The organism is Lutimonas vermicola, from assembly GCF_038433205.1.
Classification (GTDB): domain Bacteria; phylum Bacteroidota; class Bacteroidia; order Flavobacteriales; family Flavobacteriaceae; genus Lutimonas; species Lutimonas vermicola.
In genome coordinates, this window is sequence record NZ_JBCDNA010000003.1 from 311,180 (window position 1) to 331,484 (window position 20,305).

Sequence of the window (20,305 nt, forward strand, 5' to 3'; positions counted from 1 at the left end):
AGTGGGATATGAGTAGAGTAGTTATTATTATTGTTTTTTGCGTTTTTTGGGTTTCGAATTCTTTTTCGCAGGAAGAAGAAAAGAAAACCGATGAGATAAAGGATTTTTATCTAAAAAAAGGGAAGGGGTTCGAATTCCATTTTGATCAAGACAGGTATATGTTCTATATTGACTTTAGGGGACAATTCAGAGCATCTTATCCGCACAATAATTTTCCGACAAGTGAGGATGATTTCAGTGATGACGACATCAATATGGGTATCAGTAGAGCGAGGATCAAATTCGGGGGTTATGTCGGGGAGCCGGGATTCAACTTTTATCTTGAACAGGACTTAAGAGGGGGAAACCTGCTGGATTTCAGGGCTCAGATCGAAAAACTATCCTATCTAAAATTTCGTGTCGGACAATGGAAGGCAAGGTACTCGCGTGAAAGGGTCATCTCTTCAGGAAAACAAACCGGTCTGGAACGTTCATTGATCAATAGGATATTCACAATAGATAGACAGCAAGGTGTTTCCCTATATGGTAACCTTGATGGTGGAGGAGCAGCTAATTTCAATTATTGGGCAGAAATACTTACAGGCAGTGGACGAGGTGGTTCAGTGGGAGACGATGACAACCTGATGTATATGATGAGACTTCAATGGAACCCGAATGGCAAAGAATTGGGATTTTCAGGATCTGATTTAGAATTCCATGAAAAATTTGTCAGCTCGGTTGCCATAGCTGGCGTTACTAATACTTCTAAATATACCAGGTTCTCAACAAGTGGAGGAGGACAGTTATATGGTTATGAGCCCGGAGTAGACGGACAATACAAAGTCGATCAATTTTTATTTGAAACTGCTTTTAAATATAGAGGGCTGAGCTTCGATCAGGAACTACATTACAAAAATATAGACGATAAAGTCAACCTTGAGGAAACACTTTTGATCGGAAATTATTTTCAAGTGGGATATTTCTTTCATTATCTTTTTGACAAGTTCCCTAAACCACTTGAGGTTTTTGCTCGCCAAGCTTTCTTTGATCCCGATTCGAATATTTCCGGGAATAATAATTATGAATATACTTTTGGTTTGAATTGGTTTTTCAAAGGACATAAAAATAAACTAACCATTGATTATTCATACCTTAAATTTAACCAGTTTAAAATTGAAGACAATACAGATCATATGGTCCGAATTCAATGGGACATTTCCATTTTTTAAGAATTTGAACTTAAACTGTATCTTTGCACAAATTTGATTCCATGGATTTAGCCCTGATACCGAAAATTAAGCACCTTGATTCAAATAATTTTTTCCTTTTGGCCGGCCCTTGCGCCATTGAAGGAGAAGATATGGCAATGCGCATAGCGGAACAAGTGGTTAAAATCACTGATAAACTAAGTATTCCTTATGTCTTTAAAGGAAGCTTTAAGAAGGCTAATAGGTCCAGGATAGATAGTTTTACCGGAATCGGAGATGAAAAAGCCTTAAAGATTATGTCAAAAATAGGCAGCAAATTTGATGTGCCGACAGTAACCGATATACATGACGTAAACGACGCTAAAATTGCTGCTGAATTTGTTGATATTCTACAAATACCGGCATTTTTAGTAAGACAAACTGATCTCGTTGTAGCTGCAGCAAAAACAGGAAAAACCGTCAACTTAAAAAAGGGGCAGTTTATGAGTGCAGAGGCCATGAAGCATGCTGTTAAAAAGGTTCAGGATTCCGGAAACAACAAGGTATTGATCACGGACAGGGGTACTATGTTCGGATATCAGGATATGATCGTAGATTTCAGGGGGATTCCGGTCATGCAAAAATATGCACCTACTATTTTAGATATCACCCATTCTCTTCAACAACCGAATCAAAGCAGTGGAGTAACCGGAGGGAAACCCGAACTTATAGAAACTATTGCCAGAGCCGGAATTGCGGTGGGCGTCGATGGGATTTTCCTTGAAACACATCACGATCCGCAGACAGCTAAATCAGATGGAGCAAATATGTTAAAACTGGATTATCTGGAGGATTTGCTCACAAAACTTGTCGCAATAAGAAAGACGATTAATCAGTTCTAATCACCTTCGAAACTCGCTTAAAAATATAGCTGTTGCGGCAGCGACATTCAGGCTTTCGGTGCGTTGATTGGACCCAAACTGAGGGATTGTTATTTTTTTGTGGACAAGATTTTTTATTTCATCCGAAATTCCATTGGCTTCGTTTCCCAAAACGATTACTGCCTCATGATCCAGCTGGCAATTATAAATATTTTCACCTTGTAAGAAAGTTCCGTATATCATCCTTTTCTCTTGCTCTAAATACGCTTTTAAATTAACATAGATTACAGCCACTCTTCCAAGTGACCCCATACTGGCTTGAACAACCTTTTGATTGAAACAGTCCACTGTGTTTTCTGAACAAATCAACTGCGATACTCCGAACCAATCGCAAAGCCGAATGATCGTACCCAAATTACCCGGATCGTTGACCTCATCCAGGGCAACAGTGAGTCCGGTTTTAGGAAATACTTTTTCCTTAGGTATTTCAAAGATACCGATCACCTGATTTGGGTTTGAAAATTCGCTGACCATAGCGAGCTCTTTTTCTGTAATAATTTGAATATCAGTTACGTTAAAAGGATTTTTATAAGCTGCCGTACAGTATAGTTTATGCAAGTGAAATGAGGAGTTAATCAACTCTTCAATAACCTTTATTCCTTCGGCCACAAACAAGTGATGGGCCTGCCGAAATTTTTTTTTCTTCAAACTCCTGATAAACTTTACCTGATTTTTGCTTAACATTTAAATAGTGTTACTTTTGAATAAACTAAAATACTGCTATTGCCATCAACATTCGTCAAAATATTGTTATTCGTATGGATACTTGTGCAATTGGTATCTTGCAATAGTATTAAATATGTGCAAGAAAACGAAAATTTGCTCAAAGAAAACAATGTTTTGATCAATGGTGAAAAGAATAAAGACGCCGCCATTAACAATTATCTTGATCAAAAGCCCAATCGCAGGTCCTTAGGGATGCCACTTTCACTTTATCTGTACAATCTTGGGAATCCGGATTTTGAAATGACTTTTGAAGAATGGATTGAAAATCATCAAAAAAAGTACGATCGATATGAAAGCATTTTTTCCAAAAAACAGACTTATGCTATTTACAACAACAAAAAGGGTGTTAACAATTGGCTTTTGAGAAAAGGAGAGGCTCCGGTTATTTTTGATGATGTGAAGGCCAAAAGATCGGCAAAAACACTGGAGGATTATTTTATTTCCAAAGGGTTTTTTGAAGCGGAAGTTGAGTTTGGCACAAAAGAATTAGGCGAAAGGGAACTTGGTGTAGATTACACCGTAACAACCAACAGGCAATATTTAATTGATTCAATTTCAACTGATATTGAGTCGTTGGTTCTGGATTCTATATATAAGGCAAACAAGGAAAAATCTGTTATAAAAAGGGGGCAGCCTTTTGTGTTTGATGACTTTGAAAAGGAAGAATCAAGACTGGTCAAGTTGTTTAGGAATTCAGGGATATACCAATTCAAAAATTACAGCATGGGGTTTTGGACCGACTCCATCAAAGGTTCATATATGAAAGATGTCTTGCTAAAAATACCCGATAGGCTTGTCAACATAAATGACACCCTGATCAAACAACCTTACAAGACTCAGATGGTTAACGAAGTTAATGTTTATACCGATTTTTCCATTAATAACCGAGGCAAAAAAATCAAAGATTCAGTCAACTATCAAGGTTATAATTTTTACAGTTTTGACAAGATGAAATTTAAACCAAAGTATTTGGTCAATTCACTTTTTATAGAACCTCAAGGTCTTTACAAGGACTCTGAAAAGTCACAGACTCAAAATTATATTCGGAATCTCCAAACGTTTTCTTCGGCGGTAGACATTTCCTATACTGAAAATGAAGACGAGTCTTTAACCGCAGATGTCTATCTCACCCCTTTGAAAAAATATGCGCTGACGGTTGATCTTGACGCAACGACTTCAAACATTAAACCTTTCGGAATTCTTGGGAAATTTTCATTTTTAGGAAGAAATATGTTTAAAGGATCTGAGATCATGGAACTATCATTTCAGGGTTCATTTTTTAATGTGGCAAAAGATGCTTCAAACAGTGATAACTTTTTTAATGCCTGGGAAGTATTATCAAGTGCATCCCTGCGTTTTCCAAGAATATTGTTTCCTGTAAATACTTCAAAGCTGATTCCAAAGTACATGGCACCGACAACCAATCTTGATGCAAGTTTGAGTTTTCAGAAGAATGTTGGCCTTGACAGACAAACCACAACTGGGGGAATGGCATATAACTGGAAGAGTTCTAAAAAGGTGGGACATAGAATTGACCTGTTTAACTTATCTTATATCAAGAATCAGAATATTGACAATTATTTTCCTATTTACGATTCGGAATATCAAAAGTTAAATAGCGTTTCTGAGGATGTGTTTGGATTGACCCTCCCGAATAATGAAGCCGCAAATAATGAGTTTTTTTTAAGATTCATGGATGAATTTCTTGACCCTGATAATGGGTTCAACCAAACAAACCCGGATGAATTTAATACGGTGTCAGACGTCGACGAAAGAAGGGAAATTTTAATCGAGGATTCATTTGTTCCTATAGTATCCTATTCTTTTGTTTACAACTCCAGGGAAAATGTGAACGACAATAATTTTTCTTACTTTACCGCCAGGTTGATTTCGGCAGGCACATTTACAAGCCTTCTGTTCCAAAACGAGAATAGAATAGGTCAACGCACTTTATTTGATGTACCAATTGCCCAATATATCAAAACAGAGTTTGAATATAAGAAGTACTGGGAGCTGAGAGATCAAAACATACTGGTTTTCAGAACCTTTGTGGGAGCTGCTTTTCCGTATGGGAATTCGTCAAACGTACCTTTTAGCCGAAGTTATAGCGCCGGTGGTAGTAATGAGATCAGGGCCTGGAGAACTTTTGATCTTGGCCCCGGAGGTGAGATCAATAACCTTGAATACAAGGTGTCGACCTTCAAATTGGTTGGAAACCTTGAATACAGATTCAAACTGAGCAGTAAGTTCAATAGCGCATTTTTTATTGATGCCGGGAACATTTGGGATATTACTAATTCAAATTTAGTTAGCGAAGAAGGTAAGCTTACTGGTTTAGATTCTTTTAAGAATACTGCCGTTGGCTCTGGTTTTGGAATTAGATATGATTTTGGGTTTTTAGTCTTTAGATTTGATATCGGTTTTAAAACCTATGAACCTTATTTACGGTCGAACAACAAATGGTTTGTCAATTATAATTTTGGAAATGCAGTCTACAATATTGGTATAAATTATCCTTTCTAATCATTAGAATTTCGTACTTTTGTCAATTAGTCATTTACAATAAAACCAAATACAATGTCACAAAAAATCAAATCAGGAGTAGCTACCGGCGACGCGGTTCAAGAGATCTTCAAATTAGCTAAGGAGAAGAGTTTTGCTTTACCAGCAGCCAATGTTATTAGTTCAAGTACGATAAATGCTGTTTTAGAAGCAGCCAAAGAATTGAATGCACCAGTGATTGTTCAATTTTCAAATGGAGGCGCTCATTTTAACGCAGGAAAAGGGCTGAGCAATGAAGGCCAAAAGGCGGCTATTGCCGGGGGTATAGCAGGAGCTAAACATGTTCATGTCATGGCAAAAGCTTATGATGTTCCGGTTATTTTACATACGGACCATTGCGCTAAAAAATTACTGCCCTGGATTGATGGATTACTTGATGCCGGAGAAGCGTTCTTTAAAGAAAACGGAGTTCCTTTATTCAGTTCTCATATGATTGACCTTTCGGAAGAACCTATTGAAGAAAACATTGAAATCTGCAAAGGTTATCTGGAAAGAATGGATAAAATGGGGATGACATTGGAAATTGAATTAGGTATTACAGGAGGTGAAGAAGACGGTGTAGACAATACTGACGTCGATGTATCAAAATTGTATACGCAACCTGAAGAAGTGGCTTATGCCTATGAAGAATTGCTAAAAGTAAGCCCTCGTTTTACTATTGCGGCTTCCTTTGGTAACGTTCATGGGGTATATAAACCAGGTAATGTGAAGCTGACTCCAAAAATTCTTGACAATTCTCAAAAGTATATAGAAAAAAAATATAACACAGCTAAGAATCCTGTTGATTTTGTATTCCATGGTGGATCAGGTTCTTCTCTGGAGGAAATCAGAGAGGCTATTGGCTATGGTGTGATCAAAATGAATATTGATACAGACCTTCAATATGCATATATGGCAGGGGTTAGAGATTATATGTTTGAAAAGAAAGATTATCTTCAGGGACAAATTGGCAATCCTGATGGTGCTGACGCTCCTAATAAAAAATATTATGACCCAAGAGTATGGGTGAGAAAAGGAGAAGATTCGTTCAAGGAAAGAATTAAGCAGGCTTTTAGAGACCTGAACAACGTAGATACACTTTAGTTTTAAAACTGGTCAAACGGAGTGCTTCTTCTTAAAGAGGCACTCCGTTTTTTATTACTTGCCAGTTTCACTTAATTTTTATAATCTTTGTCGGCAGAATTATCACAATGTAAAAAATAGACGGTATGAGTTCTTGGTTTAAAAGACAGAATAAGGGGATACAGACTCCTACGGACGAAAAAAAAGATACACCCAAAGGGTTGTGGTATAAAACACCAAGTGGTAAAATCATCGACTCCGATGATTTAAAGGCTCATTTATATGTAAGCCCGGAGGATGGATACCATGTTCGAATAGGAAGTGCCGAATATTTTGAAATTCTTTTTGATGATAATAAGTTCAAGGAGCTGGATGCAAAGTTAACGTCGAAGGATCCTTTGAAATTTGTTGACACAAAGAAGTACACAGACAGGATTAAAGAAGCTCAGAAAAAAACAAAGTTACATGACGCTGTTCGAACTGCAGTTGGTAAATCTTTAGGGAAAGACTTGGTTATTGCAGCCATGGACTTTAGTTTTATCGGAGGATCCATGGGAAGCGTTGTCGGTGAGAAAATTGCAAGAGCGATTGACTATTCAATAAAGAACAAACTGCCTTTTTTAATGATCTCCAAATCTGGTGGCGCACGCATGCAGGAAGCTTCATTGTCACTGATGCAGTTGGTAAAAACATCTGCAAAACTGGCACAACTGGCAGAAGCGAAGATTCCATATATTTCTTTGTGTACTGATCCAACTACCGGAGGAACCACAGCTTCTTATGCCATGCTGGGGGATATTAATATTGCAGAGCCTAATGCTCTTGTTGCTTTTGCAGGCCCTAGAGTAGTGAAAGATACAACTGGAAAAGATCTTCCTGAAGGTTTCCAGCGATCAGAATTTGTATTGGAACACGGTTTTCTAGATAAAATAGTTGAGAGAAAGAAATTGAAGGAGGAGGTAAACCTTTATATTGACTTAATTCTAAATCAGCCAATTAGAAAATAGGAGGGAATTTTTAAAAGCAGCAAAAAAACATATTCCCTCATAGATGAGGTTTTTTTGCTTTGCTTCCGCTTTTTTCGGTTGATATGTTTTTTGGAAAAGGTTTAATATCACGGTTCTTTTATCTCTCTCATAGATAATTTATTGTCAATCAAAATAATAATGGTATCTTTGCCGCCTAATTAAATATTAGTACATAAAAATTATTAATTTTAACTTAATGTTAGCATGTATTTAACAACTGAAAAAAAGAAAGAGATTTTCGAAAAATACGGAAAATCTGGTACAGACACTGGTTCTTCTGAAGGACAAATCGCATTATTCACTTACCGAATCAATCACCTGACTGATCATTTGAAAAGAAATCGTAAAGATTTTAATACCCAAAGATCTTTGGTAAAATTGGTAGGTAAAAGAAGAAATATTTTAAACTATTTGATTAAATCGGATATCACCAGATACCGTACAATCATTAAAGAACTAGGTATAAGAAAATAAGATTTGAGAGAGGCATTATGCCTCTCTTTTATTTTTGAACCTTTTTTTATTCAGTTAGGATTTAGACAAAAAGTTGTCTATTTTCGATAAAAAATCCGAAAGTCCATTCTTTGAGATAAAGAAATGGTAAACTAGAGTAATTCATTGGCAGACTATGACCTCCTTACACAGGTCAGACAACACAACTACAAGTACAACAATGAATTAACATATTTACTTCTATGAGGTAAATTCTAAAAAACAATTATGAAACCAAAAGTTTTTAAAGAGGTTATAGACCTCGGTGATGGAAGAGAAATTTCCATCGAAACCGGAAAGTTGGCAAAACAGGCACACGGTTCGGTAGTAGTACAAATGGGTAAAGCAATGTTGCTTTGTACCGTAGTTTCAAACTATGAAGCCAGCCCGGTAGATTTTTTACCTTTAACAGTAGATTACAGAGAAAAATTTGCCGCAGCCGGGAGATATCCTGGAGGATTTTTCAAAAGAGAAGCCCGACCAAGTGATGGTGAGGTACTGACCATGCGTTTAGTTGACAGAGTATTGCGTCCTTTATTCCCAAAAGATTACCACGCAGAGACGCAGGTTATGATTCAACTAATGTCTCATGACGATGAAGTAATGCCCGAAGCATTAGCAGGATTGGCTGCTTCAGCAGCAATTCAATTAAGTGATTTTCCTTTTGAATGTGCTATTTCTGAAGCGAGAGTTGGAAGAGTAAACGGTGAGTTCGTTATTAATCCAAGTCGTTCGCAATTGGCGGAGTCTGATATCGATATGATGATTGGAGCTTCTGCGGATTCAGTAATGATGGTGGAAGGAGAAATGGATGAGATTTCTGAAGAAGAAATGGCTGATGCAATTAAATTTGCCCATGAATCTATCAAAGTCCAGATTGCTGCTCAGATGCGTTTAGCTGAGGCTTTTGGCAGAAAGGAAGTGCGTGAATACGAGACTGCTGAAGAAAATGAAGAGCTGGCAAAAAGAATACATGATGCTGTTTATGACAAGTGTTATGCCATTGCTAAAAAAGGAACTTCAAAAGTTGAGCGCACAACCCAGTTTAGCGAAGTAAAGGAGGAATTAAAAGCTTCATTTACCGAAGAAGAAATGGAAGAATTCGGCCACTTGGTGAGCGGATATTTTAATAAGGCCCAAAAAGAGGCAGTTAGAGAATTAACTTTAGCAGAAGGATTGCGTTTAGACGGTCGTAAGACTGACGAAATCAGGCCTATTTGGAGTGAAGTTGATTATTTGCCTTCAACGCATGGTTCTGCAATCTTTACCCGTGGAGAAACCCAAGCGCTTGCAACAGTTACTTTGGGAACTTCCAGAGATGCAAACAAAATAGATATGCCATCTTTTGAAGGTGAGGAAAATTTCTATTTACACTATAACTTCCCTCCTTTTTGTACAGGTGAAGCCAGACCGTTAAGAGGAACTTCTCGTAGAGAAGTTGGTCACGGTAATTTGGCTCAGCGCGGTTTAAAAGGAATGATTCCTGCAGATTGTCCTTATACAGTGAGAATTGTATCCGAAGTACTTGAATCTAACGGTTCTTCTTCTATGGCTACTGTTTGTGCCGGTACAATGGCCTTAATGGATGCAGGGGTTCAAATGCTAAGACCGGTTTCGGGTATAGCAATGGGACTAATTTCTGATGGGGACCGCTATGCAGTTTTGTCTGATATTTTGGGTGATGAAGATCATTTAGGAGATATGGACTTTAAAGTTACCGGTACTACAGAAGGAATTACAGCTTGTCAAATGGATATTAAAATTAAAGGATTGCCTTACGAAATCTTAGTGAATGCACTAAAACAAGCTCGAGAAGGCCGTTTACATATTTTAGGAAAAATTGCTGAAACTATTTCTGAACCAAATGAAGACGTAAAACCTCACTCACCAAAAATGGTTACCAGAACAATTCCAAATGAATTTATCGGAGCCTTGATTGGACCTGGAGGAAAAGTAATTCAGGAACTTCAAAAAGAAACCGGATGTACCATTGTTATCAATGAAGATCCTGTTACTGAAGAAGGAATCGTTGAAATTTTAGGTACCGAACAGGAAGGAATTGATGCTGTATTGGCAAAAATTGATTCTTTACTATTTAAACCTGTAAAAGGAAATATTTACCAAGTGAAGGTGATCAAGATGTTAGATTTTGGTGCCGTTGTAGAATACATAGAAGCACCTGGAAACGAAGTGTTACTGCATGTAAGTGAATTAGCATGGGAACGTACAGATAAGGTTAGCGATGTTGTAAACCTGGGCGATGTGTTTGACGTTAAATATTTTGGTGTAGATCCTAGAACACGTAAGGAAAAAGTATCTCGTAAGGCTATTTTACCAAAACCTGAGGGCTTTGTTGAAAGACCACCAAGAGAGAGAAATGACAGGGGAGGCCGCGATAACAGAGGCGGGCGCGATAATCGCAGAGACGATAGAAGAAGAGATTAGAGATCTTTTTTAAGCATATTTAAAACCTCAAAATTAATTTTTTGAGGTTTTTTTATTAAGTTTTGTAACATTTAATGTAATTCTTACGTATAATATTATAGACGACAAAACTTTTTAACTAAAATTCCAAATTTTTAATGAGACAACTAAAAATAACTAAGCAGGTTACGAATAGAGAGACTGCTTCTTTAGACAAGTATTTGCAAGAAATAGGTAAGGTTGATTTGATTACAGCCGACATGGAGGTTGAACTTGCGCAGAGAATTAAGGCAGGAGATCAGATAGCTTTGGAAAAATTAACCAAAGCAAATTTAAGATTCGTAGTTTCTGTTGCCAAACAATATCAAAATCAAGGTCTTACTTTACCCGATTTGATTAATGAAGGTAATCTAGGGTTGATTAAGGCGGCCAAAAGATTTGATGAAACAAGAGGTTTTAAGTTTATCTCCTATGCAGTATGGTGGATTAGACAATCTATCTTACAAGCTCTGGCCGAACAGTCAAGAATTGTAAGGTTACCATTGAATAAAATTGGTTCGATCAATAAGATCAATAAAACTTTCGCAAGGTTAGAGCAGGAAAATGAAAGACCTCCTTCTGCAGAGGAAATCGCGAAGGAACTGGATATGACGGTTAGTGATGTAAAGGAATCCATGAAGAATTCGGGGCGACACGTATCAATGGATGCTCCCTTGATTGAAGGTGAAGATTCAAATCTTTACGACGTTTTAAATTCAGGAGAATCGCCTAATCCGGATAAAAGCTTATTACACGAATCGTTAAAGGTGGAAATTTTAAGAGCTTTAGAGACATTGACACCAAGAGAAGCAGATGTTGTAAAACTATACTTTGGTTTAGGGGATGCACATCCAATGACATTGGAAGAAATAGGTGAAACTTTTGACCTGACGCGAGAAAGAGTAAGACAAATAAAAGAAAAGGCGATCAGAAGATTAAAGCATACCTCAAGGAGTAAAATTTTGAGGACATATCTTGGATAAAATAGTTGAAAACAAATAGATTTTTAAAAAGCCTGTGATTATTCACAGGCTTTTTATTTTTTGTGTTAATTTTACAAAAAAAATATAACATGTCACACCTAATAGCACCTTCCATTCTGGCAGCTGATTTCGCAAATTTACAGAGAGACGTTGAAATGGTAAATCAAAGCGAAGCAGATTGGTTCCATATTGATGTAATGGACGGAGTATTCGTACCCAATATTTCTTTTGGAATGCCGGTTATCGCTGCGATTAAAAAGCATGCCGCCAAAACCATGGATGTACATTTGATGATCGTTGATCCCGACAGGTTTATAAAAGATTTTAAAAAGGCCGGCGCTGATATTTTGACAGTACATTATGAGGCCTGCAATCATTTGCACCGAACGGTTCAGGCTATAAAACAAGAAGGTATGCAGGCGGGTGTTTCGTTGAACCCACATACTCCGGTAAATGTTTTGGAGGATATCATAAAAGACCTGGATCTTGTACTTATCATGAGTGTTAATCCTGGATTTGGAGGACAGAGCTTTATTGAAAACACCTACAAGAAAATCAGTGAATTAAAGAAATTAATTGAAAAATCAGGATCGAATGCTGTCATTGAAATTGATGGTGGCGTTAATGGCAAAAATGCAGAGCAACTTGTCGCTACAGGAGCTGATGTGCTCGTTGCGGGAAGTTTTGTTTTTAAGAGTGAGGACCCTTCCAAGACCATCCATGAATTGAAACATTTAAAATACTAGATGAATCAGCTATCTTCCTGAAGGTCTTTTATATTAAGCTGTAAAGAAGTGATGCCATTCCAATGATTTTCTTCAATGGTAAAGGCAGCTTTAAAGGTTTTACCCTGGCAAATCAGGTCGTATTTATCGCCAAGTCCAAAGCCAATGGCATTATATGTTTTTTGATCTGCTCCCGTTACGATGCTTAATTTGAGATGGTCTTCATTTTCGCCAATTCTTCTCCCATATCCGTTATCTCTTAATCCACCGGCCATAAAAACAGGCTTCATATGCTGCGGTCCGAAAGGCCCCATCTGTTTTAAGATTCTGTGAAATTTTGAGTTGATATCTGACAGGAACAATTCGCTGTCAATTTGAATTTGTCGTTCGAGTAATTCTTTCGGAATAGTCTGTTGAACAACATACTCAAATTTTTCTTTAAAACTAATATAGTTCTTTGGGTCAAGCGTCAGGCCCGCAGCATATTTATGGCCACCAAATTGTTCGATCAGATCGCTGCATTGATTCAGGGCATTATAAACGTCAAAACCTTTCACAGAGCGGGCAGAAGCGGCCAGGGAAGCCCCACTTTTTGTAAATACGAGCGTCGGCCTGTAGTACTGTTCAATAAGTCGGGAAGCTACTATGCCAATAACGCCTTTGTGCCAGTTATCTTTAAACACCACAGTTGAGAATGCCTTTTCTTCTTTGTTTTCTTTTATTTGATCAATTGCTTCCTTTGTAATAAGCTTGTCAAGGCCCTTTCTTTCGGTATTATATTTCTCAATTGACGATGCCTGTGCCTGTGCCTTTTCAAAGCTGTCTTCTGTAAGTAATTCAACAGCGAAAGATCCGTGTTTCATTCTTCCTGCCGCATTGATCCTTGGCGCTATAATAAAGACCACATCAGTAATATCCAGAGGTTTCTTTTTAATTTGTTGAACGATGGCTGCTATTCCCGGCCGGGGAGCTTGATTGATTACTTTTAATCCGAAATAAGTAAGAATTCTGTTTTCTCCGGTAAGCGGTACTATATCTGCTGCTATTGCAGTAGCCACAAGATCCAGGTAAGGTGAAAGAGCTTCAATAGTGTCGCCAAATACAAGGCCCAGGGCCTGAATGAGCTTAAAACCTATACCGCATCCACATAATTCATCATAAGGATAAGAACAATCGTTTCTTTTAGGATCGAGAACAGCTATGGCTCCGGGAAGTTGTCCCCCAGGACGGTGGTGGTCACAAATTATAAAGTCTATCCCTTTTTCATTGGCATATTGTACTTTATCAAGCGCCTTGATCCCACAATCCAGGGCTATAATTAAATTGATTTCATTGTCTTCTGCAAAATCGATACCGGCAAAAGAAATACCATAACCCTCTTTATACCGATCGGGAATATAAGTGGCAACATAAGGGTATCGGGTTCTTAGATAATCATAGACCAATGACACTGCCGTTGTACCGTCAACATCGTAGTCTCCATAGATCATGATGTTCTCATTCAGATCGATTGCCTGCTGGATTCTTTGAACAGCCTTATCCATGTCTTTCATCAGAAAAGGATCATGAAGATCTTCCAGTGATGGCCTAAAAAAATGTTTAGCCTTATCGAAATTATCTATGCCTCTCTGCACCAGAATACTACTTAAAGTTCGATCGATACCAAGAGCTTTGGAAAGTTGTTCAGTTTTTTTGGGATCAGGTTTTTCTTTAACTATCCAGCGCATTTTTTCACATCATTTTGACGGTGTTTTCTTTGATAAAAGTCGATGTGAAGATAAAGGAATTTAGCGAATCACTATGACTTAAATGATATCTAAAGTTTTATACATTAATTTATGAAGACCATTAAAAAAAGTAAACCTGATCATGTAAAATTGGTAAATCAAATCAATTTTATCCATAAAAAAATGGCTGAGTGTACACTCAGCCATTTTCTCAGATTAGACACAATATTTTATTCATATTTCAAGGCATCAACAGGGTCTGAATTAGCTGCCAGGTAAGATTGCGTGCTTACAGTGATAAGCGCAATGATCAGAGCCACCAGGGTAGCAAATACAAAAGGAAGAACAGGCATGTCAATTTGATATGAGAAGTTCGACAACCAATCTTTGGCCAAAAGATAGGAAATTGGCCAGGCAAATATATTTGCGATCAGCACTAATTTGATAAAATCTTTATTCAACATATGCATAATCTGCGCTACCGAGGCTCCTAAAACCTTTCTTACTCCAATTTCTTTGGTTCTCTGTTCAGCAGTATAGGAAGCTAAACCATAGAGCCCCATAGCAGAAATAATGATGGCTAAAATAGTCAGGTAGAGAAACATGGTTCCAAAATTTTCCTGTTGTTTAAATTTTGCACCAAATTTTTGATCTAAAAATGTATATCTGAAGGGATGAGAAGGCTCCAGTTTGTTCCATTCATTTTCAATATAGGCAATGGTTGCATTCATATTTTCAGGTGAAATCTTAAAGGCGGTATACCAGACCCGGTTTCTTACATATAGGATCATAGGCCTGATGGGCTGATCAAATCCTTCTATATGAAAGTCTTTTACAATTCCTATGATATTTCCATATCTAAGATCGCCTTGCTGACTAATATAGCTACCCATTCGCTTCCCTACGGCATTTTCAATATTCAGATTTCTAACAGCGGTTTCGTTGAGAATATAAGAAGGAATAGAGTCATTGTCTTTTTCAATGTCAAATACCCTACCTTCAAGCAATTGAACATCAAGTGTTTTAAAGAAGTCAAAATCGACTTCCAGATTCCATAGCGGCAATTGTTCTTCGCTGCCCTCAAGAACAAACATTGTTTGATTCGGATTATCACCGGGAAAATAGGATGCTCTTGAAACGCTGAGGACTTGACTGTTTTTTAAGAAAATATCTTTGTAATTTCTAAAATTCTCAGCCATTTGATCCGTTTGAATAGGTACAATAATGACTTGGTCTCCTTTGAATCCGATATCTTTATTATGGAGATAGGATATTTGCTGGAAAATTATCATCATTCCTATAATCAAAATAATAGAAGCAGCAAACTGGGTAACAACGAGTGATTTTCTTAGCATGGCTCCTTTTTTTGTTTTTGTCAGGTCTCCTTTTAAAACGGAAACAGGTTGAAATCCTGATAAGAAGAAAGCCGGATAACTTCCTGCAAATAATCCATAAAACAAAGCAACCAGAACAGAAAAGAAGATGGTTTGCGACAAATAATCATTAAAGAGATATAGCTCTGTTCCCATAACATTATTGAAACCTGGCAAGAATAATTCTACTAAAATATAGGCCAGAAAAAGGGCTATAAAGCTTTGAATGACAGATTCAGTAAGAAATTGAAAAATAAGCATTGGCCTTGAAGCCCCTGTTACTTTTCTTACTCCAACTTCTTTTGCTCTTTTACCTGATCGTGCGGTAGACAGGTTCATAAAGTTTATTCCTGCGATAAGGATCACTAAAAGGGCTATTCCTATAAAGACATATACATAGATGATATTTCCATTTTGCTGAATTTCCCAATCCTTATGAGAATGCAGGTGTATGCTTTGCAGAGGTTGTGTTTGATAGTCAAAGGTGTTTCCTTGTTTCAAAAAATCCTCGATGGTAATTTTTAGGAATGCCTCGACATTAGGTTCTATTTTCTTCAGGAAGTTCGCTTTCATTTCCTGTTCAAAAGCTGCAAAATCTGCACCTTCTTTTAGTTTGAAATAAGTGTAAAAATTATTGTTGATCCAAATATTTTGAATATCATTTTGTGCCATAAACATATCAAATTCAAAGTGTGAATGACCTTTTGGCTGTTTTACGATACCCTTTACAATATAATCCCTCCTGTTGTCGTAATTGACAATGCCGCCCATGGCATTTTCATCACCAAACAATTTACGTGCTGATTCTTCTGTCAATACCAGGGCATTTGGCTCGTTAAGGGCGGTCTGAGCATCACCATGCACGAATTCATAGTCAAAGACACTGAAAAACGTACTGTCGGCATAAACGCCTTTTTGAATATACACCTTGGTTTGCTCTTGGCGCATCAGGATTTCCTGTTTTACGGGTTGTAATCTCGTAGCGCTTTCTACTTCGTCGAATTCCTCGCGAAGTGATTGTGCCATTGGGCTGGGTGATACCGGCGCATCCATTTTTTGGCCCATCATATCGGCTTTGATTCCGGTTCTATAAATACGCTCAGAACCAGACCAGTGTTTATCATAGCTGGTTTCGTCTTTGACAAACATAAAAACAAGGATGGTTACGGTGAGCCCCAAAGCAAGGCCCAGAATATTGATAAATGCATATACTCTGTTCCTGTTGAGATTTCTAAGGGCTACTTTGAAATAATTTTTAAGCATTTTAGTAGGTTTTTTATTAAACAGCGGCCTGACTTAAATTGGATCTTTTTTCAGAAACAATCTGACCGTCTAAAAGGTTGATAATTCGTTGAGAATAACTGGCATCATGTGAGGAGTGCGTAACCATTACAATTGTGGTACCGGCCTCGTTTAGATTGCACAGTAATTCCATTACCTCATTTCCATGAGAACTGTCGAGGTTACCCGTTGGCTCATCTGCAAGAATCAAAGGCGGATTTGTGATCAGAGCCCTGGCAACTGCTACTCTTTGCTGTTGACCCCCTGATAATTGTTGGGGAAAATGAGAAGAACGATGGGAAATCCCAATTTTTTCGATGAGTTTATTTACCCTTTCTTTTCGCTCCGATGCACTTATTTTATTATAGATTAAAGGAAGCTCAATATTTTCAAAAACTGTAAGCTCATCTATTAAATTAAAATTCTGAAAAATAAAGCCGATATTCTGTTTTCTTACTGCAGAACGGCCTTTTTCATTGAGGCCACTTACCTCAGTCCCCTGGAATTTATAACTTCCGCTCTCAGGTTTGTCAAGCATTCCCAAGACGTTAAGTAAAGTTGATTTTCCGCAGCCTGAAGGCCCCATAACCGAAACGAATTCACCCTTTTTTATCTCAAATGAAACTTGATTTAATGCGGTTGATTCAATTTCGTCTGTTCGGTATACTTTGCTAAGGTTTTCTAATTTGATCATTTTGTACATTTTAATTGATTACTATTGTTTCATAATTTTTAAAATCCTGATAGGATGAAGAGATAAAGCGTTCGCCTTTTTCAAGCCCATCGAGAACCTGATAATAACTTGGGTTTTGACTCCCCAGTTTTACGTATCGTTTATGCGCCTCTCCCTCTCCGTCAAGAACAAACACATATTGACCTCCTGAAGCCTGAAAGTAATCTCCCCTGGGGATCATTACAGATTGCTTTGCTTTGGAAAGTTCGAGCCTGACCTGGAGCGACTGACCTATTGTGATTGACTCAGGTACGTCTCCAACAAATACGAGTTCAATTTCAAACCGGCGATTCACCACTTCTGGCAATACTTTTTTAACCTTGAGATCGACAAGCTGCCCATCAAGTGAAAATCGGGCCAGTTGTCCGGGTTTGACAGAGCTGAGATAGTATTCATCGACCTGGCCTTTGATCTTGAATCCGGCTTGTACATCAATTTTTGCTACGGTTTCATTCCTGCCATAGGTTTCGCCAATATCCGGATCAAAGGATGAAAGCATCCCGCTTACAGGAGCTTTTACAAGCAATTTCTCAATATTTTCATGGATCAATTCCAGATTTCTTTGCATTAACTCAATAGAGATATTGATCTGTTGTATCTGAATTTTATTATCCTGGCTGCTTTTTCGAACATTGTCATTCAGTAGATTTCTTTTGTCTTTTTCATATTTATAGCTCTCTCTTACATCGATATAATTGTTTCTGGCTATCACATCCTTTGAAAACAAAACCGAATCAGTTTTATATCTTCGAGTTGTTTCAGCCAATCTGTTTTCGCTGTCTATAAGCGATTCATCAAGGTTTCTTTGGTCTTTTTCAAGAGCCAGTTTTAAGTTTCTAAGGTTGTTGATCTGTTCTATGATAGCCGTTTCCTGATTCAGATATCCAAGGGTCGCAGAAGGATTGCTCAACTTCAATAAAGGAGTTCCTTCCTCGACAAAAACGCCATCTTCAATAAAAATCTCCTCCACTGATCCTCCTTCGAGGGTATTGACCAGTACAAGGTTGATGGGTTCCACATCTCCTTCAATAAGTATCATGTCTTGAAACTCACCCTCGATAACTTCCTTGACGGTTATTCTGGAGTCATCGACTTTGTAGATTTTTTTATTCAGTGACTTGAATCCAAAAAATGCAAGTATTACAAAAAAAACAGCACCTGAGATATACATTATTTTTTTTCCGGTCCATTTCTTTTTAACGATCTTTTTATCCATACCAATTTGTCTCATTATATTAGATTTGTTGACTTAGTGTATATAGTTTCTATAGGTTGACCACTGTACTCTTTTGCTATTTCTAAAGTGCAGTTGCAATTCGTGATGTCTTGTTTCGGTTGTGGTGTTATATATTAATGTTTTCATGATTATTGATTTAAGGGTTGTTCCAGTAGATTTTAATGATCAGGTTAAAACTGCTTCCAGAATGTTGATAATGCTGATGACGATGTTGATTAATATGCCAATCATAATTCTTGTTTTTAGGGGTTACCATATATGTTTCAAACCTTGTGCCACATCCTATAAAAAACATAAAGCGCAGATAATCAATAACATAAAATTTTCACCGTGTTTTATAACTGTTCATTTTCGAACATTATGTTGTTCGTTATTGAACATTTTGTATTTTAGTACAATTAATATCAGAACCTGCTTACATGCCTAAAACGAATGCCACTATATTGATCATAGATGATGATGAGGACATTCTTTTGTCGGCTAAACTTTTGCTTAAGAAGCACTACACGAATATCATTACCCGCGATACTCCTAAAGAATTGAACCAGATACTCTCATCTGAGTCTGTTGATGTCATCATACTCGATATGAATTACCGAATAGGCTTCAATGATGGTAAAGAAGGAATGTACTGGCTCAAGCATATTTTAAGTGTCAAACCTGAAATGGTAGTTATATTGATGACGGCCTATGGAGAAGTTGAATTAGCGGTAGATTCCATAAAACTGGGGGCCTTTGATTTTATACTAAAACCCTGGACAAATGAAAAATTTCTGGCAACGATTCAGGCCGGACTACAATTGAGCAAATCTAAGCATAAAGTGGCTTTACTGGAATCGGCCAAACAGGTTTTGGAAAAAAATATAGATCAGAAATTCGGGCCGATAATTGGTTCCTCCGATGCCATGAATGAGGTGATGAGGGTGGTTGACAAGGTAAGTGTCACGGAGGCTAATATTTTGATTTTAGGGGAGAATGGAACCGGTAAGCAACATTTAGCAAGAGAGATACACAGGCGTTCCTCCTTAAAAAATGGCCCCTTTGTTCACGTGGATTTGGGCGCATTATCTGAGAGTTTGTTCGAAAGCGAATTATTTGGGCATAAAAAGGGAGCTTTTACGGATGCTCATGAGGATAAGCCCGGTAGGTTTGAACTTGCAGAAGACGGGACTTTATTTCTTGATGAGATTGGAAACTTACCCTATAATTTACAGTCAAAACTTTTAACCGTCCTGCAAGACAGGAAGGTGTCGAGGTTAGGAGAAGGCATTGAACGCCCGTTTAATGCCCGCCTTTTATTTGCCACCAATGCCCCTTTGCATGAATGGGTGGAAGAAGGTAAATTCAGGCAGGATCTGATGTTCAGGATCAATACAGTGGAAATTGAAATACCACCGCTGCGGGAAAGACCCGGAGACATCAATGATTTTGTTTTACATTTCCTGAAAATTTTTAAAGAAAAATACCACAAATCACATTTGTCAATTGAACAAAAGGCCCTGGAATTGCTCAACACGCATAGCTGGCCCGGCAATGTAAGGGAGATACAACACACCATTGAAAGAGGTGTCATCATGTCTGACGGACAGGAAATAAGGGGCAGCGACTTTAATCTTATTACCGAGACAAGTGTTTCGGGTAAAGATGTTGAGAAATTTGACAACCTGAATCTTCATGATATTGAAAAAATGCTGGTAGAGAAAGCCTTGAGCAAACACGAAGGGAATATTTCCAAGGCAGCAAAGGAACTGGGCTTAACAAGAGCAGCTTTATACCGACGACTGGAAAAATTCAATTTATAACCTG

15 protein-coding genes are annotated in these 20,305 nt (G+C 37.7%); 10 read left to right on the forward strand and 5 right to left on the reverse strand.

Translation table 11 applies throughout. The features are described from left to right. Positions 1–8 precede the first annotated feature (8 nt). Entirely contained in the window at positions 9–1,208 is a 1,200-nt protein-coding gene (locus tag AABB81_RS13400) for a porin (RefSeq protein ID WP_342161064.1), read from the forward strand. A gap of 41 nt (positions 1,209–1,249) precedes the next feature. Beyond that, on the forward strand, positions 1,250–2,068 hold the full coding sequence (gene kdsA, locus AABB81_RS13405) for a 3-deoxy-8-phosphooctulonate synthase (RefSeq protein WP_342161065.1): 819 nt from the start codon (positions 1,250–1,252) through the stop codon (positions 2,066–2,068). Here the strand turns inward: kdsA and AABB81_RS13410 are convergent, their stop codons facing one another. After that, positions 2,069–2,791, reverse strand: coding sequence for a TrmH family RNA methyltransferase (locus tag AABB81_RS13410; protein ID WP_342161066.1), 723 nt, complete (start codon positions 2,789–2,791; stop codon positions 2,069–2,071). Positions 2,792–2,875: 84 nt separating this feature from the next. Here AABB81_RS13410 and tamL point away from each other — a divergent pair, with 84 nt between their 5' ends. From tamL to rpe, 7 genes are all read left to right on the forward strand, one after another. Beyond that, positions 2,876–5,356 (forward strand): translocation and assembly module lipoprotein TamL, encoded by a 2,481-nt coding sequence (gene tamL, locus AABB81_RS13415; protein ID WP_483099687.1) that lies wholly within the window; start codon positions 2,876–2,878, stop codon positions 5,354–5,356. A 54-nt stretch (positions 5,357–5,410) separates the two neighbouring features. Continuing rightward, complete coding sequence (gene fbaA / locus AABB81_RS13420; protein WP_342161068.1) at positions 5,411–6,478, forward strand: class II fructose-bisphosphate aldolase; 1,068 nt, start codon at positions 5,411–5,413, stop codon at positions 6,476–6,478. 125 nt (positions 6,479–6,603) lie between these two features. Continuing rightward, entirely contained in the window at positions 6,604–7,464 is an 861-nt protein-coding gene (accD, locus tag AABB81_RS13425; RefSeq protein WP_342161069.1) for an acetyl-CoA carboxylase, carboxyltransferase subunit beta, read from the forward strand. A gap of 225 nt (positions 7,465–7,689) precedes the next feature. Beyond that, positions 7,690–7,959 carry a 30S ribosomal protein S15 gene (rpsO, locus tag AABB81_RS13430; protein WP_342161070.1) on the forward strand — a complete coding sequence of 90 codons (270 nt, stop codon included), beginning with the start codon at positions 7,690–7,692 and terminating at the stop codon, positions 7,957–7,959. 246 nt (positions 7,960–8,205) lie between these two features. Beyond that, positions 8,206–10,422 (forward strand): polyribonucleotide nucleotidyltransferase, encoded by a 2,217-nt coding sequence (locus tag AABB81_RS13435; protein WP_342161071.1) that lies wholly within the window; start codon positions 8,206–8,208, stop codon positions 10,420–10,422. 137 nt (positions 10,423–10,559) lie between these two features. Continuing rightward, the gene (locus AABB81_RS13440) at positions 10,560–11,423 is read left to right on the forward strand and encodes a sigma-70 family RNA polymerase sigma factor (protein WP_342161072.1); all 864 of its coding nucleotides are present in this window, start codon (positions 10,560–10,562) and stop codon (positions 11,421–11,423) included. A gap of 89 nt (positions 11,424–11,512) precedes the next feature. Then, positions 11,513–12,169: a ribulose-phosphate 3-epimerase gene (rpe, locus tag AABB81_RS13445; protein ID WP_342161073.1), complete on the forward strand. Its 657-nt coding sequence runs from the start codon at positions 11,513–11,515 to the stop codon at positions 12,167–12,169. Between the two features lie 5 nt (positions 12,170–12,174). Here rpe and recJ read toward each other — a convergent pair whose 3' ends face one another. The 4 genes from recJ to AABB81_RS13465 form a co-directional block, all read right to left on the reverse strand. Further along, positions 12,175–13,875, reverse strand: a complete 1,701-nt coding sequence (recJ, locus tag AABB81_RS13450; RefSeq protein WP_342161074.1) for a single-stranded-DNA-specific exonuclease RecJ — start codon at positions 13,873–13,875, stop codon at positions 12,175–12,177. A gap of 230 nt (positions 13,876–14,105) precedes the next feature. Then, positions 14,106–16,511 (reverse strand): ABC transporter permease, encoded by a 2,406-nt coding sequence (locus tag AABB81_RS13455; protein ID WP_342161075.1) that lies wholly within the window; start codon positions 16,509–16,511, stop codon positions 14,106–14,108. Between the two features lie 16 nt (positions 16,512–16,527). Further along, positions 16,528–17,223 (reverse strand): ABC transporter ATP-binding protein, encoded by a 696-nt coding sequence (locus tag AABB81_RS13460; RefSeq protein ID WP_342161076.1) that lies wholly within the window; start codon positions 17,221–17,223, stop codon positions 16,528–16,530. 10 nt (positions 17,224–17,233) lie between these two features. Further along, positions 17,234–18,493: an efflux RND transporter periplasmic adaptor subunit gene (locus tag AABB81_RS13465; protein WP_342161077.1), complete on the reverse strand. Its 1,260-nt coding sequence runs from the start codon at positions 18,491–18,493 to the stop codon at positions 17,234–17,236. Positions 18,494–18,918: 425 nt separating this feature from the next. Between AABB81_RS13465 and AABB81_RS13470 the strand changes: the two genes are divergently transcribed. Continuing rightward, positions 18,919–20,301: a sigma-54-dependent transcriptional regulator gene (locus AABB81_RS13470; RefSeq protein WP_342161078.1), complete on the forward strand. Its 1,383-nt coding sequence runs from the start codon at positions 18,919–18,921 to the stop codon at positions 20,299–20,301. Positions 20,302–20,305 lie beyond the last annotated feature (4 nt).

Excerpts from the sequence above, each read along its gene's own strand:
- AABB81_RS13400 (WP_342161064.1), top strand. The coding sequence starts at position 9 with ATGAGTAGAGTAGTTATTATTATTGTTTTTTGCGTTTTTTGGGTTTCG.
- kdsA (WP_342161065.1), top strand. The coding sequence starts at position 1,250 with ATGGATTTAGCCCTGATACCGAAAATTAAGCACCTTGATTCAAATAAT.
- AABB81_RS13410 (WP_342161066.1), bottom strand. The coding sequence starts at position 2,791 with ATGTTAAGCAAAAATCAGGTAAAGTTTATCAGGAGTTTGAAGAAAAAA.
- fbaA (WP_342161068.1), top strand. The coding sequence starts at position 5,411 with ATGTCACAAAAAATCAAATCAGGAGTAGCTACCGGCGACGCGGTTCAA.
- accD (WP_342161069.1), top strand. The coding sequence starts at position 6,604 with ATGAGTTCTTGGTTTAAAAGACAGAATAAGGGGATACAGACTCCTACG.
- rpsO (WP_342161070.1), top strand. The coding sequence starts at position 7,690 with ATGTATTTAACAACTGAAAAAAAGAAAGAGATTTTCGAAAAATACGGA.
- AABB81_RS13435 (WP_342161071.1), top strand. The coding sequence starts at position 8,206 with ATGAAACCAAAAGTTTTTAAAGAGGTTATAGACCTCGGTGATGGAAGA.
- AABB81_RS13440 (WP_342161072.1), top strand. The coding sequence starts at position 10,560 with ATGAGACAACTAAAAATAACTAAGCAGGTTACGAATAGAGAGACTGCT.
- rpe (WP_342161073.1), top strand. The coding sequence starts at position 11,513 with ATGTCACACCTAATAGCACCTTCCATTCTGGCAGCTGATTTCGCAAAT.
- recJ (WP_342161074.1), bottom strand. The coding sequence starts at position 13,875 with ATGCGCTGGATAGTTAAAGAAAAACCTGATCCCAAAAAAACTGAACAA.
- AABB81_RS13455 (WP_342161075.1), bottom strand. The coding sequence starts at position 16,511 with ATGCTTAAAAATTATTTCAAAGTAGCCCTTAGAAATCTCAACAGGAAC.
- AABB81_RS13460 (WP_342161076.1), bottom strand. The coding sequence starts at position 17,223 with ATGATCAAATTAGAAAACCTTAGCAAAGTATACCGAACAGACGAAATT.
- AABB81_RS13465 (WP_342161077.1), bottom strand. The coding sequence starts at position 18,493 with ATGAGACAAATTGGTATGGATAAAAAGATCGTTAAAAAGAAATGGACC.
- AABB81_RS13470 (WP_342161078.1), top strand. The coding sequence starts at position 18,919 with ATGCCTAAAACGAATGCCACTATATTGATCATAGATGATGATGAGGAC.